General features: G+C 60.6%; 10 protein-coding genes. 6 read left to right on the plus strand and 4 right to left on the minus strand.

Annotation, left to right across the window (positions count from 1 at the left end):
• Positions 1–419, minus strand: a 419-nt coding sequence (locus tag GSQ80_RS13490) for a hypothetical protein (RefSeq protein WP_216850316.1), incomplete at its 3' end; no start/stop codon positions are given.
• A 504-nt stretch (positions 420–923) separates the two neighbouring features.
• Here GSQ80_RS13490 and efp point away from each other — a divergent pair.
• Entirely contained in the window at positions 924–1,496 is a 573-nt protein-coding gene (gene efp, locus GSQ80_RS13495; protein WP_158788114.1) for an elongation factor P, read from the plus strand.
• Positions 1,497–1,621: 125 nt separating this feature from the next.
• On the opposite strand, the gene GSQ80_RS13500 is transcribed toward efp, so the two are convergent.
• Both GSQ80_RS13500 and GSQ80_RS13505 read right to left on the minus strand, forming a co-directional pair.
• The gene (locus GSQ80_RS13500; RefSeq protein ID WP_158788115.1) at positions 1,622–2,518 is read right to left on the minus strand and encodes a 2-oxoacid:ferredoxin oxidoreductase subunit beta; all 897 of its coding nucleotides are present in this window, start codon (positions 2,516–2,518) and stop codon (positions 1,622–1,624) included.
• A 21-nt stretch (positions 2,519–2,539) separates the two neighbouring features.
• A complete protein-coding gene (locus tag GSQ80_RS13505; protein ID WP_158788116.1) occupies positions 2,540–4,315 on the minus strand; it encodes a 2-oxoacid:acceptor oxidoreductase subunit alpha in 1,776 nt (591 codons plus the stop codon).
• Between the two features lie 201 nt (positions 4,316–4,516).
• Between GSQ80_RS13505 and GSQ80_RS13510 the strand changes: the two genes are divergently transcribed.
• From GSQ80_RS13510 to GSQ80_RS13520, 3 genes are read left to right on the plus strand one after another with little or no spacing between them, the layout of a single operon-like run.
• Positions 4,517–8,167, plus strand: a complete 3,651-nt coding sequence (locus tag GSQ80_RS13510) for a discoidin domain-containing protein (protein ID WP_158788117.1) — start codon at positions 4,517–4,519, stop codon at positions 8,165–8,167.
• Positions 8,168–8,191: 24 nt separating this feature from the next.
• Positions 8,192–8,998, plus strand: coding sequence for a HugZ family protein (locus GSQ80_RS13515; protein WP_158788118.1), 807 nt, complete (start codon positions 8,192–8,194; stop codon positions 8,996–8,998).
• Positions 8,995–9,645 carry an outer membrane lipoprotein carrier protein LolA gene (locus GSQ80_RS13520; protein WP_254059631.1) on the plus strand — a complete coding sequence of 217 codons (651 nt, stop codon included), beginning with the start codon at positions 8,995–8,997 and terminating at the stop codon, positions 9,643–9,645. Before GSQ80_RS13515 ends, GSQ80_RS13520 begins: the two co-directional genes overlap by 4 nt.
• Here GSQ80_RS13520 and GSQ80_RS13525 read toward each other — a convergent pair.
• The gene (locus GSQ80_RS13525; protein WP_158788119.1) at positions 9,642–10,193 is read right to left on the minus strand and encodes a pyridoxamine 5'-phosphate oxidase family protein; all 552 of its coding nucleotides are present in this window, start codon (positions 10,191–10,193) and stop codon (positions 9,642–9,644) included. The two genes, GSQ80_RS13520 and GSQ80_RS13525, sit on opposite strands and share 4 nt — an antisense overlap.
• 110 nt (positions 10,194–10,303) lie before the next feature.
• On the opposite strand from GSQ80_RS13525, the gene GSQ80_RS13530 reads away from it, so the two are divergent.
• Both GSQ80_RS13530 and GSQ80_RS13535 read left to right on the plus strand, forming a co-directional pair.
• Positions 10,304–12,553, plus strand: coding sequence for a family 20 glycosylhydrolase (locus tag GSQ80_RS13530; protein ID WP_158788120.1), 2,250 nt, complete (start codon positions 10,304–10,306; stop codon positions 12,551–12,553).
• A gap of 12 nt (positions 12,554–12,565) precedes the next feature.
• On the plus strand, positions 12,566–16,840 hold the full coding sequence (locus tag GSQ80_RS13535; protein ID WP_371315715.1) for a sodium/solute symporter: 4,275 nt from the start codon (positions 12,566–12,568) through the stop codon (positions 16,838–16,840).
• The last annotated feature ends 60 nt before the right edge of the window (positions 16,841–16,900 follow it).

Consider the following 16,900-nt stretch of genomic DNA (forward strand, 5'->3'; position numbering starts at 1 on the left):
CTCAGGATGACAGAGTTTAGTCGAGGCGTGGGGTTGAGGAAGGTGCCGGTGGCGTGGTCGAAGATGATGGGTGCGGGGTAGGCAGCTAGATGGGCTAAGGGGAGGTCCTGCGCGGACGGCGAGGATTGATCCGGTTGGCGGGCGGTGGAGGGTTCGAAGTGGGCGTTGCACTCGTAGGAGAGGTAGCCAGCGATGTGGAGGCCTTCGGATAGGGCGGCTTCGATTTGCGCGAAGAGCGCGGGGATTTCTTCGAGGGTATTGGCGGTGAGGATGCGGGTGGGTTGAAGGAAGAGGTAGCTGTGGTGGTTGGTGGCGTCGAAGCGAGAGGTTTCTAGGAGGATGGCGTTGGGGGTGCGCTCGACGAGGGTGTGGATGGAGGTGGGGAGGGGTGTATAGCGGGGGTGCGGGGTGTTGGGCATGGGGGAGTGCTACAGCCGATGATCGCAGAGGCTGCAGAGGGTGGCAATCGAGGATGCGTCTTACCTCAGCGGCTAAAACCTTTTGGGGCATGTGGAGTTATGGCACAGCTGAAGCCGTGCCTCCTTCGAAGCCGTACTCCGTGGATGAGCGAGGGCATGCCTCAGGGCTAAAGCCCCCGTTCTTTGGCAGGATATGAGACCCGAGGCTGAAGCCTCGGGGTACCTAAAGCTTCAGATCCAAAGCTGAAGCTTCGGGGCACCTGAAGCTTCAGACCCAAAGCTGAAGCTTCGGGGCACCTTGGATATGAAACCCGAGGCTGAAGCTTCGGGGCACCTTGGATATGAAACCCGAGGCTGAAGCTTCGGGGCACCTTGGATATGAAACCCGAGGCTGAAGCCTCGGGGTACCTAAGGGTTCTCGTGGGCCTTTATACTTGATTGGAAGTTTGGACGTGGGTTTGCTGTGTGGTTGGCGGCCTGTCGTTGAAAGGGAATGAGGACGTTATGGCCGGAATGGTTGAAGCAATCCATGTGAAGCGTAAGACGATGTTTGAGTTTGAGGGTTCCCCGTATGCCTGTTTGGATTCGGACATTAGCACGCCGACAGCGCGGGGTGGGCAGACGCTGGTGCGGTTGAAGATGCGGAACCTGCTGACCGGCGCGGTGTTCGAGAAGACGTTCAAGGCGCAGGACAAGTTCAACGAGCCGGACCTGGAGCTGGTGCCCGCGACGTATCTGTATAGCGATCCCGTGGGTTCTTACTTTCTGAACCAGGAGAGCTTTGAGACGCTTACGTTGACTGGCAACATGCTGGCCGATGCGATGGATTATCTGATCGACGGGACCGCGTTGCAGGTGCGTTTGTATAACGGCGAGCCGATTGGGCTGCAGCTGCCGATTTTTGTTGAGCTGGATGTGGCGCATACGGAGCCAGCCGTGCGCGGGGATACGTCGAGCGGTGCGACCAAGATGGCTCGGCTGGAGACAGGGTTGGAGATTAAGGTGCCGCTGTTTATTAAAGAGGGGGAGAAGGTGAAGGTGTCGACGGAGTTGAAGGAGTTTGCGGGGCGAGCGTAGGGGCCTCTGGTCGCGACGAGGGGATCGTGCTAGAGAAGCAGATTCCTTCGCTGCGCTGCGGAATGACAGCCAGAAAGGCAAGTGCAACGACAAATGCAAGTACAGGTTCTCTCTACGACGCGCAGTTACATGAGTTCGTCGATGAAGGACTTGGCGACCGGCGCGGGGATGCGGTTGTTTTGGTGGACTAGGGGGCCGGGGTTCAGGACGGGTTCCAGCTCGGTGAGGGTGGGGACGTCGGTGCGCTCGTAGAATTTGCCGATGGGGATTTCGTCGCCCCAGAGCTGGGATTTTTCCATGGCGGCTTCGAAGTTGGTGGAGTCGTAGGCGGGGTTGTCTTCTAGCTTTTTGACGCGCGGCTTGAACCACTGGACTGTGTTGTCGTGGTTGTAGGTGACGCAGGGGCTGAAGATGTCGAGGAAGGAAAAGCCCTTGTGCTGGATGGCGTTTTTGATTAGCTCGGTTAGGTGCTTTTGTTCGGCTGAGAAGCCACGTGCAACATAGGTAGCGCCGGCGGCTAAGGCGAGGGCGATGGGGTTGACGGGGCGCTCGACGTTGCCGAAGGGGGTGGTCTTGGTCTTCATGGCGAGGCGGCTGGTGGGGCTGGTTTGGCCTGTGGTTAGGCCGTAGATCTGGTTATCCATGACCATGTAGGTGAGGTCGACGTTGCGGCGCATGGCGTGGACGAAGTGGCCGCAGCCGATGCCGAAGCCGTCGCCATCGCCGCCGGTGACGAGCACGGTTAGGGCGTGGTTCGCCATCTTTACGCCGGTGGCGACAGGGAGCGAACGGCCGTGCAGGGTGTGCATGCCGTAGGTTTCGATGAAGCCGGGAAAGTTGGAGGAGCAGCCGATGCCGCTGATGGTGGCGACTTCGTGCTGGGGGATTTGCAATTCGACGAGGGCTTTCTGGACCGCGGCGAGGACGCCGTAGTCGCCGCAGCCGGGGCACCAGTCGGGTTCGACGCGGCCTTTGAAGTTTGCCATGGTGATTTGGTTGGGGGGGATGATTTCTGTCGCCATTGTTTCTCCTGGGAGTGGGGGCTAGACCATGACTTCGTGTTCGGGGATGGAGAGGGTGGTCGTGCCGGCTAGTTGTTCCTTGACGGCGTCGACGATGTGTTGGGGGAAGAAGGGTTCGCCGTCGTATTTGCGGATGTGGCCGGTGGCTACGAAGCTGGTTTCGCTTCGGAGGTAGCGGGCGAACTGGCCGCTGAAATTGTTCTCGATGATGATGGTGTGGAGCGCGTTGTTGAGGATGTCGAGGATGGCGTCGGCGTGGAGGGGGACTAGCCAGCGGATGGGAAGATGGTTTACGGAGATGCCCTGCTCGCGGAGGAGTTCGCAGGCTTCGTCGATGACGCCGAAGGTGGAGCCCCAGCCGATGAGGGTGACGTCGGCGGTGGCGGGGCCGCGGAGTTGGGGCGGGGGAATGGAGGCGGCGATGCCGTCCATCTTGCGCATGCGCTTTTCCATCATGGCGCGGCGCTTGGCGTGGTTGGTGTAGGCGTCGGAGATGAGGATGCCGTCTTCGTCGTGCTCGTCGCTGGAGACGACGTGGGTGTAGCCGGGGATGCCGGGGATGACGCGCGGGGAGACGCCGCTGTCGGTGATTTTGTAGCGGAGGTATTTGTCGTGAGGCTCGCCGTTCGAGGTGATGATTTCGCCACGGTCGATGGCGGGGTTGAAGTCCAGGACGGCGGGATCTACGCTTAGGCGGCCTTCGGCTAGGAGGAGGTCGCAGAGGACGATGCCGGGGCACTGGAAGCGGTCGGTGATGTTGAAGATTTCGGGCATGAGGGTGAAACAGTCGGCGATGTCGAGGGGGGCGGCGATGACGCGGGGGTAGTCGCCGAAGGCTGCGCCTAGCATCTGCCAGAGATCGCCCTGCTCGGTTTTGGTGGGGACGCCGGTGGAGGGGCCGGCGCGCTGGCAGTCGATGACGACTACGGGGATTTCGGCTTGCGCGGAGAGGCCGAGGCCTTCACTCATCAATGCAAACCCTCCGCCTGACGTGGCGCACATGGCGCGGACTCCTGCGTGGGCGGCACCGATGGCCATGTTGATGACGCCGATTTCGTCTTCGACCTGGCGGACCATGATGTCGGCTTTGCGGGCGTGGGAGGCCATCCAGTGAAGCACGCCGGTGGCGGGGCTCATGGGATAGGCGCAGTAGAATTTGAGGCCGGCGGCAGCGGCTCCCATGGCCATGGCCTCGTTGCCGCTGAGGACTGCGTAGCGGGCGTCGGTGAGGGAGAGGGCGTGATCGAAGGGCTTGAGATTCTGGGTGGCGTAGTCGTAGCCGGCGCGGGCGAGGGCGATATTTTCGTCGATGACGGCGCGCTCTTTTTTGCGGAATTGTTCTTCGAGGACGCTCTCGAGGGAGTTGAAGCCGATGCCCATCATGCTGAGGGCGGCGCCGATGGCGAGGGTGTTTTGCGCGACCTTGTTGCGGCTGATGTCGGCGAGTTTGGAGACGGGGAGGGGGCAGAGTTGGACGCCATCGGCGGACTGGCCGGGCTTGATGAGGTCGGCGTTGAAGAGGCAGGCGCCGCCGGTGGTGAGGAGGCGGAGGTGGCGATCGGCGGTGTCCTGATTGAGGGGGATGAGGAGGTCGAGGTGGCCGTTGGTGGTGGGGATGTTGTCGGGGCCGGTGCGGATGGTGAGGAAGGTGTGGCCGCCGCGGATGATGGATTGGTAGGCGTTGTAGGCGTTGAGATGGAGGCCGCGGCGGCTGAATATCTTGGCGAAGATGTCTCCGGGAGTGGCGACGCCCTGGCCGGCGGCGCCTCCGATACCGATGCTGAAGGACTGTCTCATGGAAGCCTTCCTGAGCTGGTGAAAATTTGGGTGGCGCGTTTGGAGCGAAACATCGAACGCAGGGATCGTACTGTCAGGCGTGGACTGGTGGCAAGTGCGCGGGGACGCGTGGGTGCGGATAGTATGTTCGTACAACGGTGCGGCTTATTTCGTGAGAACGAGTTGGCGTAATCGCAACTACAGGTTACGGGAGGAATTGTTTTGTCTTTATCGCGACGCGCGTTTCTGAAGAGCTCGATGATTGCGGCGGGTGAGGTGGCGCTGCCGACGCTGGGGGCTGCGGCGACAGCGGGTGCGGAGATGCCGGTGGCGGCGGGTGCGCCGGTGGAGGGAGTGGAAGCGGAAGTGGTGGAAGGGGCGAAGGGTGAGTTTACGCGTGGGTTGGGGATTTATCCGGGGGCGGCGGGCGATGTGTTTTCGCCGACGATGCGGGTGGATGCGACGACGTATCGGAACCTGGCGCTGCGGCGGGCGGCGAAGCACTCGAGCAGCTACGACTACAACCTGACGGCGCAACTGGTGACGGACGGGATCAAGGAGACGCGGATTCCGCGGTGGGTGGCGGTTTCGACCAGTGTTGATGGGGTGTTGACGAAGCCGGACAGAGAGATTGTGCTGGACCACTTCCCTCCTGTTGGGCTGAAGCTGGAAGGGGAGAAGGTTTGGGCGCAGGTGGAGGTGGGCGGCGGCGAGGCGCCTGCGGTGGATCGGCTACGAGTGTTTGTGGCGCTGCCGGAGTGGGTCGCGGCGAAGGATTTGCGGTTTTCGGTGGCGGTGTCGGATGACGGGAGAGCGTGGGAGCAGGTTGGGTCGGCGAAGGCGGAGGAGGAGATGGCGGGGGAGAATTATCCGCCGGATTTGTTGCAGGGGACGAAACTTTATTATCCGTGGCTGACGCTGAGCCGGGTGTGTGCGAGCCGGTTTTATCGCGTGACGTGCGAGTGGTTGAACCATCCGGAGGCACGAGGGATTTCGTGGATGGTGGGGCAGGTGGAGTTTTACCGCGGGGGAGCGCGGGCGGAAATCGGCGGGCCTTATGACTTTACGAGCGCGTGGATGAGCGCAGGGTCGGGGGAGGAGTGGGTGTCGGTGGACCTTGGGGCGCGGTGCGCGTTTGATCGCGTGGCGTTGTATTGGATTGCGCGAGCGGCTGAGGGGGCGGTGCAGATTTCTGATGATGAGGTGAGGTGGACGGAGGTGCATCGGCTGGGTGGGGGAGGCGCCTCAACTGAGAATGTGGAGGAGATACGGTTGGCGGCTCCGGCGCATGCGCGATTTCTGCGGGTGTTGATGACGCGGCCTACTTCGCCGTTTGGATACATTCTGAGCGAGCTTGAGGTGTGGGGGCGGGGTGGGCCGGTGGCGGTCGCGGCGAGTGTGCCGGCCATGAGCGACGGACGAATGTTGTTGGCTGGCGGGGCGTGGCGGGTGGAGCGTCGCAGCGTGGTGACTGGGGACGGTGCGGCGGTTTCGCGGGTTGGGTTTGCTGATGCGGCTTGGATTGTGGCGACGGTGCCTGGGACCGTGCTGACTTCGTTCTATAACGCGGGGACGATTGCGGATCCGAATTTTGGCGAGAACCAGCTGTATGTTTCGGACTCTTATTTTTGCGCAGACTTCTGGTATCGAACGGAGTTTGAGGCGCCCGCGGTGGAGGCTGGAGAGATTGCGTGGCTGGATTTCGAGGGCGTGAATTGGAAGGCGCAAGTGTTCTTGAATGGAGAGGCGCTCGGGAGAATTGACGGCGGATTTCTTCGTGCGCAGTTTGATGTGACGGGGAAGCTGCTGGCGGGAAAGAAGAATGCGCTGGCAGTATTGATCGAGAAAAACGCGACGCCGGGGAGTACGAAGCAGAAGACGTTTGAGAATCCTAGCCGCAATGGTGGAGCGCTGGGTGCGGATAATCCTACGTATCACGCGTCGATTGGGTGGGATTGGATCCCTACGATTCGTGGGCGGAATACGGGAATATGGGGCGACGTGTCGCTGACGAAGACTGGCGCGGTGACGCTGGAGGCGCCGTGGGTGAGGGCGGAGTTGCGGCTGCCGGATACGTCGGCGGCGGAGCTGAGCGTTCAGGTGGGGGTGGTAAATCATCGCGCGAGTGCGGTGGAGGGGACGCTGCGGTTTCGGTTTGGGGCAGTGGAGGTTTCGCAAGCGGTGACGGTAGCCGGCGGGTCCACTGCCGTGGTGACGATGGATGCGTCGAAGCATGCGGAGCTGCGGTTGAAGGATCCGCAGCTTTGGTGGCCGGCGGGATATGGCGCGCCGTATTTGTATGACGTGGAGATTCGCTTTGAGGTGCCGGGACGAACGCTCGATTCGAAGAAGTTGAAGTTTGGGATTCGGCAGATGACTTCGAGCGAGGCAGGTGGGAAGTTGACGCTGTTTGTGAATGGGCGACGATTTATTTGTCGTGGGGGGAACTGGGGATTCAGTGAGTCGATGCTGCGGTATCGGGGGCGCGAATATGACGCGGCCGTGCGCTATCACCGCGAGATGAACTTCACGATGATTCGCAACTGGGTTGGGCAGATTGGCGATGAGACGTTTTATGAGGCGTGCGATCGGCATGGCGTGATGGTGTGGCAGGATTTCTGGTTGGCGAATCCGTGGGATGGGCCGGTGCCCGATGACGATGCGATGTTCATGGCGAATGCGCGGGATTTCATTAGCCGCATTCGGAATCATGCGTCGATTGGGTTGTATTGCGGGCGGAACGAGGGGTATCCGCCGAAGGTGTTGGAGGCGGGTTTGCGCGCGGCGCTTGCGGAGCTGCATCCGGGGATCCAGTACATTCCGAGCTCGGCTGATGATGTGGTGAGCGGGCATGGGCCATATCATGCGCTGCCGCCGGTGGAGTATTTCCGGATTGCTGATTCGAAACTGCACAGCGAGATTGGGATGCCGAATATTCCGCCGGTGGAAAGCGTGCGGCTGATGATGCCGGAGCGCGCGATGTGGCCGCAGGGATTGGACTGGGGGCTGCACGATTTCAGTTTGAATGGGGCGCAGGGGGCGAAGTCGTTTTACCGTCTTATCGATGAGAGTTATGGCGGCGCGGACAGTGCTGAGCAATGGATTTCGCTCGCGCAGTTTGTGAACTTCGAGGGCTATCGCGCGATGTTTGAGTCGCAGAGTAAGTATCGTGCGGGGCTGTTGTTGTGGATGAGCCATCCGTGCTGGCCGTCGTTTGTGTGGCAGACGTATGACTATTTCTTTGAGCCGACGGCGGCATACTTTGGGTGCAAGCTGGCGTCGGAGCCGCTGCATATCCAGTGGAATCGGGATGCGGAGACGATTGAGGTGGTGAACTATAGCGGCGGCGATCGGCGGGGGTTGAGTGCGCGGGTGGAGATCTTCAATATGGATGGCGCGCGCGTGGGGGATCGCGCGGTGACGATCGATAGCAAGGAAGACAGCGTCGTGGCGGCCGTTGCGATGCAGTATCCGAAGGGGTTGTCGGCGGTGCATTTTCTGCGGCTGACGCTTATGCAGGGGACGATGGTGATCTCGCGCAACGATTACGTGCGGAGTTTAGTGGAGGGAGATTATCGGGCGATTCGGTCGCTGGCGAAGGCGCGGGTGCAGGCGGCGACGACGGTGAAGCGCGAGGGTGAGATTTGGAGGCTGACGACGGAGTTGCAGAACGGCTCGGCGTGGCCGGCGTTGATGACGCGGGTGAAAGCGGTGCGGGCGGTGAGCGGCGATCGGATTCTGCCGGCGATCTATGATGATAATTACGTGCTGCTGATGCCAGGCGAGCATCGAACGATACAGACGGAGCTGCAGCATGCGGATACGCGCGGCGAGACTCCGAAGATTGTGGTGAGTGGATTCAATGTCGCTTAGGTGCGGCTGAAAGATTGAGGGTTTATGTCTTCTACATCGGTACCTGCACCACGGCAGCATGCATCCACGAGCCCTGCGGGGCCGCAGCTTCCGGAGCCTAGCCACGCGGAGCGCAGCCGGACGCTGCTGTCGCTGGTTGGCGTGGGGATGCTTTCGACGATGTCGCGTAAGCTGTCGGGATTTCCGTTTGGATCATTGATGCCGTTTGCGATGGATGCGGCGGGGCGGCCGATATTTTTGATCAGCAACATGGCGATGCATACGCAGAATCTGCGTGAAGACGGGCGCTGCAGCTTGTTTGTGATGCAGGCGGCAGCGGACGGTGATCCGCTGGGAGCTGCTCGAGCTACGCTGGTTGGAAATGCGGCTGTCGTGGCGGAAGAAGAGAAGGCGGCGGTGCGGGAGATCTATTTGGCGCGGCACGAGAACAGCCGCTACTGGGTGGACTTTGCGGACTTCCATTTCTTCCGGCTCGAGCCGGTGGACATGTATTACGTGGGCGGGTTCGGCGTGATGGGGTGGGTGGAAGCGGAGGAGTTTGCGCGAGCGAAGGCTGATCCGTTGGCTGAGGCGGCGGCGGGAATCGTGGCGCATATGAATGCGGACCATGTGGAGTCGATGGTGACGCTGGCGAAGGCATATGCGGGGATTGAGGGGAGCGAGGCGGCGATGACGTCGGTGGACCGGCTGGGATTTACGTTGCGGTTGAAGACGGCGGAGGGGATGAAGGGGCCGCGGATTAATTTCCTGAGCGAGGTGCACGATGCGGAGGAGACGCGCAAGATGCTGGTGGAGATGGTGCGGCAGGCGAAGGCGAAGGAGTCGGTTTGAGCTTCCGGATGAAAATGATGGGCGTGCTGGCTGGGTTTGCGATGGCTGCTGCGGCGAGTGCGCAGACTCCGTCTGCGGTGGCGCTGGCGGCTAAGGTGGATGCGCACTATAACCATCTGCACTCGCTGGCGGCGCACTTTACGGAGCGGTATCGCGGCATGGGGATCGATCGGACTGAGACGGGAACGCTGACGTTGAGCAAGCCGGGGCGGATGCGCTGGGAGTATGACGCGCCTTCGGGCAAGATTTTTGTGCTGGATGGGAAGAACGCGGTTAGCTACACGCCGGGGGATTCGCAGGCGCTGCGAACGCCGGCTAAACAGCTCGATGACTTGCGGTCGCCACTGCGATTTCTGCTGGGGCACACGGAGATTACGAAGGAGCTGGATGGGCTGACGATGACGCTGGTGAATGGGGGCTACACGCTTTCGGGGGTACCGAAGGGGATGCAGCAGACAGTGCAATCGATTGAGATTACTGTCGATGGGGCTGCGCAGATTTTGGGAATGAGGATTGTGCAGACGGATGGGGCGGAGACGGGTTTTGTTTTCGATGAGATTCGAGAGAACGTAGTAACGCCCGACAGCGAGTTCCAATTTGTCCCGCCGCCGGGCGTCACGATCATCGATGGGGTAGCGCCGATTTAGCTTGAATGCGAGACAAGAACGTGGCCTGCTTCGCCGATTGAGGTCTTGCCTCCGGTGACTGCAGCGGCGAGGTACTTGGCTCCGCGAACGAGGCTGCTGCTGGAGGCTTGCCAGTATTCGGCTTCTGTGACGTTGACGCGGAGAACGGCGATCTCGGGGTCGCTTTCGCCTTTGGGGAACCAGGCTTTGTACATGGAGTTCCAGAGCTCGCTGATCTTGGCGCGATCCTGGTTGACGGTTGCACGGCCTTTGAGGACCAGGTATTTCGCGTCGGACGTATCGGTGAGGGTGAGGGTGACGTGCTGATCTTGCTGGATCTCGTCGACCTTTTCGGAGGTGACGCGGGTGAGAAACCAGAGCTGACCGGCGAAGGTTTTGTCCTGCACGGCCATGGGGCGAGAGCTGATGGAGCCGTCGCTCGCTACCGTGTTGATCATGGCGATGTGAATGCCTTTTAGCAATTCGGCGATTTTCTTCAGGCCTTGTTCGCCGCTGAGTTCGTGAAAGTCGTTGTCGGTTGCTTTGTCGGTGCCGCTTTGAACGCTCATAGTTACTCCTCGAATGGTTGGATGCGAATGCGAGCGGGGGTGTTAGCTGCGATTCCCTTCCCTGTGGGCTTTCCCTTCCATGCCGCGGCGCTGGCGTGTACCGTAGCGTTATGCGACTTGCTTTGATCGTTGGGGGGATCGCCAGAGGTTTGACCTGCGCCACCCTGCTGTTTGCGCCCCTGGTCTATGCCCAGACGGCGTATCACCTGATTCCTATGCCGCGGGAGATTACGGGCGTGGAGCAGGTGCCGCTGAATTCGGTGACTGTTGAGTGCGCGGGCTGCGACGCCGAGGACTTGTTCGCGGCGAATGATCTGCGCGAGACGCTGGCGGATCGCGGCATTCCGACGGGAGTTGGGTTGCGGATTGTGCTGCGTCGGCTGGCGGAGCATCCGGACGCGAGCTTTACGGAAGAGATGCGGGCGGAGGGATATACGATCCGCTATGCAGCGAAGACGCTAACGCTGACCGGCGCAACTGCAGAGGGGCTGTTTTACGCGGCGCAGACGGCCAAGCAGATGATCGAGAGATGGCCGCTGCAGCCGGTGTGTGCGGGAGTGTGCCCTGGCTTCGTTCTGCATGCGGCGGAGATTCATGACTGGCCGGCGATGCGGTATCGCGGACTGCATGATGACCTTTCGCGCGGGCCGGTCGACACACTGGAGTTTCAGAAGAAATTGATACGGACGCTGGCGGCTTACAAGATTAACGTGTACTCGCCGTACTTTGAGAATACGCAGCAGTATGCGTCGAACCCACTGCCTGCGCCGCCTGAGGGGAGCATCTCGGCGGAGGATGCGCGCGCGCTGGTTGCGTATGCGACGCAGTATCACATCATTGTAATTCCCGAGCAGGAGGCGATTGGGCATCTGCGCAAGATGCTGCAATGGGAGACGTATGCGGATGTGGCGGAGACGCCGCACGGAGCAGTGCTGTCGCCGGGGCAGGCTGGATCGATACCGTTGATTGACGCGATGTTCAAGGAACTGGCGGCGATGTATCCCGGGCCGTTTCTGCATATCGGCGGTGATGAGACGATTGATCTGGGGATTGGCCGAACGCGCGTGGATGTGGATACGCGGGGGTTGCCCACGGTGTACATCGATTATCTAAAGCAGATCGTGACGAGCCTGGAGCCGCTGCATAAGAAGATTCTTTTTTGGGGCGATGTTGCGCAGAGCGATCCGGAGTTGCTGAAGGAGTTGCCTCCGGAGATCAAGCATCAGCTGATCGCGGTGGCGTGGGGATATACGCCGAAGCCGAAGGGATTTTTGCAGGAGTTGAAGCCATATACTGCGGCGGGAATTCCGGTGTGGGTATCCCCGTCGATCAACAACTATCGCCAGGTGTGGCCGAATCAGCAACTGGCTCTGGACGACATCCAGGAATTTACGCGCGACGGGCAGAAATATGGAGCGACGGGCCAGTTGAACACGCTGTGGAATGATGATGGCGAGTCGCTGGCGAACATGAACTGGTATGGGATTCTGTTTGGTGCAGCGGCGGCGTGGCAGCGTGGCGAGTCATCGATCCCGGCGTTTCAGCAGAGCTTTGCGCAGGTGTTTCATGGAGACTCACTGGGGTTGTTGAACCAGGCGCAGGGCGAGCTGACGGGGGCGATGACGTTGTTGCACGACAGCAAGGTAATCGGAGCAACGGAGGGTACGGACGGATTGTTCTGGGTGGATCCCTGGTCGAAGGACGGACAGGTGATGGCGGAGAAGATGCGTCCGATTAATTCCGAGGTGCGGCTGTATGCCGAGCGAGCGCTGAAGTACATTGCGCAGGCGAAGGCGCAGGAGCCGAATCTGCGCGAGCCGGATGCGATTGCGGCGATGGAGTTCGGGGCGCGACGGATTGATTTTCTGGGGCTGAAGTTTCAGCTCGCAGATGAGATGGTCGATGGGTATGCGCAGGCGCAGGGGACGGCGATGGGAACGGTGAGCGTTCACCCGGTGGGGCCGCGGCCTTCGGTGTCGGCGCTGTTGTCGGATATTAATGGCGTGAATGGGCGGCTGCAAGACATCATCGATGGCTACTCGCAGCTGCGCGAGATGTTTGAGCAACAGTGGGACAAGACGTATCGTCCATCGGGCTTGCGCCCTGTGCTGGAACACTATGACTACACGATTGCGCAGTGGTATGCGCGGGTGGACAAGGTGCGCAGTGCGCAGCGGCAGTGGAGCCAGTTGAGGACGCTGCCGCTGGCGGGCGATCTGGGGATGCCGGCCGTGGCGCAGATTGCACCGACTGTGCCGGGGGCAACTCCGACGACCACTCCTGCCGCGACGCCGACGACGACCACAGTTCCTGCGACACCGCCTCCGACTGCGGCGCCGGACGCGCCGCACAACCCGTAGCAGGAGATCGAATTGGTTAGTCATCCGTTGACGGTTCGGGTCTTGGCGGTTCTGCAACTTGCGGGAACGCATCATCTGCGTGCGTTTGACCTTGCGCTGGTTGCGGTGTACCTGGTGGGAATTACTTTGTTTGGATTGCGGTTTCGGAAGCGGTCTGGCGCGGGAGGGGCGGACCGATCGTTACGGAGCTATTTTTTGGCGAACAACACGATTCCGTGGTGGGCGATCTCGCTGTCGATTGTGTCGGCTGAGACTTCGACGCTGACGATCATTTCGATTCCCGGGGTGGCGTTTGCTGGAGACTTTGGATTTCTGCAGGTCGTGATTGGGTACATGATTGGGCGCATCGTGGTCGCGCTGCTGTTTCTGCCGCGGTACTTTGCGGGCGAGATGTTGACGGCGTACCAGTTGATTGATCGGCGCTTTGGGTCGTCGCTGCACAAGGTGACGGCGGGATTGTTTTTGTTGACGCGCGCGGCGGCCGAGGGTGTGCGCGTGTTTGCGGTGTCGATCGTCGTGGGGATTGCGATTGGGACGCGTGATGTGTTGTCAATTGGGATTATCTCCGCGCTCACACTGCTATACACATTTGAGGGTGGGATGGCCGCGGTGATCTGGACCGATGTGGTGCAGATGGCGATTTATATTGGCGGGACGGTGGTGGCGATTGCTACGCTGGGGACGCATGTGACAGGCGGTTGGAGCACGATCCATGCGGTCGCGGCGGGTGCGGGCAAGTTTCACATGTTGAACTTCGCGCTGAATTTGACGACGACGTACACCTTCTGGGCGGGGGTGCTGGGCGGAACGTTTTTGACGATGGCTTCGCATGGGACGGACCAGTTGATGGTGCAGCGGATGCTGGCGGCGAAGAATCTGCGCGAGTCGCAACTGGCGCTGCTGAGTTCGGGCGTGGTGATCTTCGTGCAGTTCGCGCTGTTCCTGTTAATCGGCGTGGGGCTGTTCGTGTTTTATGGACAGCACCCGGCTGCGTTCGCGAGCGCGGACCGGATTTTTCCGACGTTCATTGTTCGGGAGATGCCGGTGGGTGTTGCAGGGCTCTTGGTGGCGGCGATTTTGGCGGCGGCGATGTCGAATTTGTCGGCGGCGTTGAATAGTTTGTCGTCGACAACTGTGGTGGATTTTTATATGCACCTGCGGCCGGAGGCGGATGATCGGGAGCGCGCGATTATTAGCAAGTCGTCCACGGTGATGTGGGCGCTGGTGCTGTTTGCGATTGCGGCGTACGCGGTGTTTGTGGGCGGGAAGGGGCACGTGGTGGAGGTTGGTTTGTCGATTGCTTCGGTCGCGTATGGATGTTTGTTGGGTGTGTTTTTGTTGGGGACGTTGACGAAGTTTGCGACGCAGACGGGCGCGACGATTGGCATGGTGTTTGGATTTGTGCTCAACGTTTGGTTGTGGCAAGGAGTGTTTCCTGTGCACCTTGGAGGGATTACGATTCCGCATATTGCGTGGACCTGGTATGTGCTGATTGGTGCGGCGGCGACGTTCGGTGTGGGTTCGCTGGCTAGTCTGGTGTTTGGGAAACAGTCGGTGCGGCGGGGTGTGGTGGCGGTGATTGCGCTACTGTGTGTGACGCGGGTGGGCGTGTCGCAGAGTGCGCAGATGAAGGCTCCGGACTTTGGTGGGGTGTCTACGCTGTTGAATGATGCCGTGTCGGCGCATCGGCCACCGGGGGCTGTGGTGGTGATTGGGCATGGCGGGCAGGTGGCGTTTGAGCAGGCTTATGGGGATCGTAAGCTGGCGGGTGAGCCGGGATTGGATGGCGAGCCGTCGGCAGCGGAGCCGATGACGGAGGACACGATTTTTGATATGGCGTCGCTGAGCAAATGTTTGAGTACGGCGACCGCGGTGATGCAGTTGTATGAGCAGGGCAAGGTGGAGTTCGATGAGCCGGTGGAGAAGTATCTGCCGGGGTTTAATGCGGGGCATGATCCGGAGCGCGCGAAGGTGACGGTGCGGATGCTGTTGACGCATACGTCGGGCGAGGGGCCGGATGTGAATTTGAAGGATGCGTGGGGGCTGAGTGCGCCGGACTTTATGGAGGGTGTGCATCGGGCGTTGACGACGCCGCTGATGTCGGCGCCGGGTGAGGTGTTTCGCTACTCGGATATTAATTTTATTTTGTTGGGGTATATGGTGCAGGTGCTGAGCGGCGAGCCGCTGGAGGTGTATGCGCAGGAGCATATCTTCAAGCCGTTGGGAATGACAGAGACTCGATACCTGCCGCTGGCGAAGGCTTGCGGGCCGCATCGCGTGGTGGGTGCTGCGATCGCGTGGGCACCGCCGCCGAAGGGGCGCGAGTTGTTTGCTTGTCCGAAGGGCGACTGGAGCACTTCCCTGCTGGTTCGGATCGCTCCTGAGGCGCATGATGATGAGGCGAAAGCTGATCCTGCTACAAATCCTGATTACGATCGGTTGTTGCGCGGGACGGTGCATGATCCGACTACGCGACGCATGGGTGGCGTGGCTGGACATGCGGGCGTGTTTTCGACGGCGCATGATGTGTCGCTGTTTGCGCAGGGTTTGCTGGGTCGGCTGGCGGGGCGGCCGAGTAATTTTCCGCTGAAGCAATCTACGTTGGAGTTGATGGTTGCACCTCAGCAGCCGGGGCGTGCGGCGGGGCAGGTGGCTGCCGCGAATGCTGCGGAGCGTGCGGCGATTGTGGCGGGAGAGAAGCCGGCTGTGGCGGGGTTGGCGCCGCATTATCCGGCGGTGAGGGGGCAGGATCTGCGCGGGTTTGGATGGGATATTGATACGGCATTTTCGAAGCCGCGCGGCTCGTTGTTTCCGATTGGGAGCTTCGGGCATACCGGGTTTACGGGGACGTCGTTGTGGATGGATCCGGGGTCGGATACGTATGTGATTTTGCTGGCGAATGCGATTCATCCGCGGGGGAATCCGCCGATTTCGAATTTGCGGGGGGAGGTGGCGACGGCTGCGGCGCGGGCGCTGGGGCTGACTGAGGACTTACCACTTCCGGCTGGAACATCGGTGAGTTGTCTCATCAAACTGAATACGGATCTGATGCCAGCCACTTCATGCCCCGTTCTTACAGGTATAGACGTCCTGGTGCGTGACCATTTCAGTGCGATCGCGGTTGGTACTGCCGGCAATCGTGATCATCTTCAGGTAGGGGTGCTGACCAATCAAACGGGGCTGGATCGTGCAGGGCGTCGGACGGTCGATCTTCTTGCGACGGACTTGCCGAAGGCGGTGCCAGGGGCGAAGCTGACGGCTATCTTTTCGCCGGAGCATGGGATCTTTGGGAAGCACGATTCCATGCACATGGAGGCGGAGGTTGATCCGGCTACCGGGTTGCATGTGACGAGTCTTTATGGGCCTACGGAGGCGGACAAGCGGCCTTCGCATGAGATGTTGAAGGATTTGGATGCGGTGGTGATTGATCTGCAGGATGCGGGGGTTCGGTTCTTCACGTATGACACGGTGACCGGATATTTTCTGGAGGCTGCGGCAAAGGAGAAGGCGGAGTTTCATCATGATCTGAAGATCGTGGTGCTGGATCGGCCGGACTTGATTGGCGGCGAGCAGGTGCAGGGGCCGGTATCGGATGCGGAGCTGACGACGGGGGTGTCGGCTTATGTCGACTACATGCCGCTGCCGGTGCGGACGGGGATGACGATTGGAGAGCTGGCGCGGTACGTGGTCGGCGTGAAGCACCTGGATGTGGATTTGATGGTGGTGCCGATGGAGCACTGGTCGCGTGGTCAGTACTTCGATGAGACGGGATTGCCGTGGACGAATCCTAGCCCGAATCTGCGGACGATGACGGCGGCGGTTCCTTATCCGGGGCTTGGGTTCCTGGACTACAGTCCTGTGTCGGTGGGGCGTGGAACGGATACGCCGTTTGAGCTGTTTGGGGCGGCGTGGATGCATGCTGCGGATGTGGCGGCGGCGTTGAACGCGCGGCATATTCCTGGTGTAAGTTTTGCGGCCACGACCACGAGTGTGGCGGAGAACGCAAATCATTATCCTTTCCATGGGCAGACGATTGACGCGGTGCGGGTTGTGGTGACGGATCGGCGGGCGCTGGATTCTCCGGAGATGGGTGTGGAGATTTTGAGTGTGCTGCATCGAATGTATCCGGCGCAGTTTCAAGTGGAAAAGACGCTGCGATTGGTTGGTAGCCGGAGTACTGTGGATGCGATTGAGCGCGGCGATGATCCTCGTAGCATTGCTGAAGGGTGGGCACCAAAACTTGCCGAGTATATCGGGGCCCGGAAGGCGTTCCTGCTTTATCAGTAGGGCGGCGATTGTTGCAGTCGGAGTAGTCTAGTTGCTCAGTGATCCAGTTTGCCAGGAACG

This window comes from Granulicella sp. L46, from assembly GCF_009765785.1.
Classification (GTDB): Bacteria; Acidobacteriota; Terriglobia; order Terriglobales; family Acidobacteriaceae; genus Granulicella.

Excerpts from the sequence above, each read along its gene's own strand:
- GSQ80_RS13505 (WP_158788116.1), bottom strand. The coding sequence starts at position 4,315 with ATGAGACAGTCCTTCAGCATCGGTATCGGAGGCGCCGCCGGCCAGGGC.
- GSQ80_RS13530 (WP_158788120.1), top strand. The coding sequence starts at position 10,304 with ATGCGACTTGCTTTGATCGTTGGGGGGATCGCCAGAGGTTTGACCTGC.
- GSQ80_RS13515 (WP_158788118.1), top strand. The coding sequence starts at position 8,192 with ATGTCTTCTACATCGGTACCTGCACCACGGCAGCATGCATCCACGAGC.
- GSQ80_RS13525 (WP_158788119.1), bottom strand. The coding sequence starts at position 10,193 with ATGAGCGTTCAAAGCGGCACCGACAAAGCAACCGACAACGACTTTCAC.
- efp (WP_158788114.1), top strand. The coding sequence starts at position 924 with ATGGCCGGAATGGTTGAAGCAATCCATGTGAAGCGTAAGACGATGTTT.
- GSQ80_RS13500 (WP_158788115.1), bottom strand. The coding sequence starts at position 2,518 with ATGGCGACAGAAATCATCCCCCCCAACCAAATCACCATGGCAAACTTC.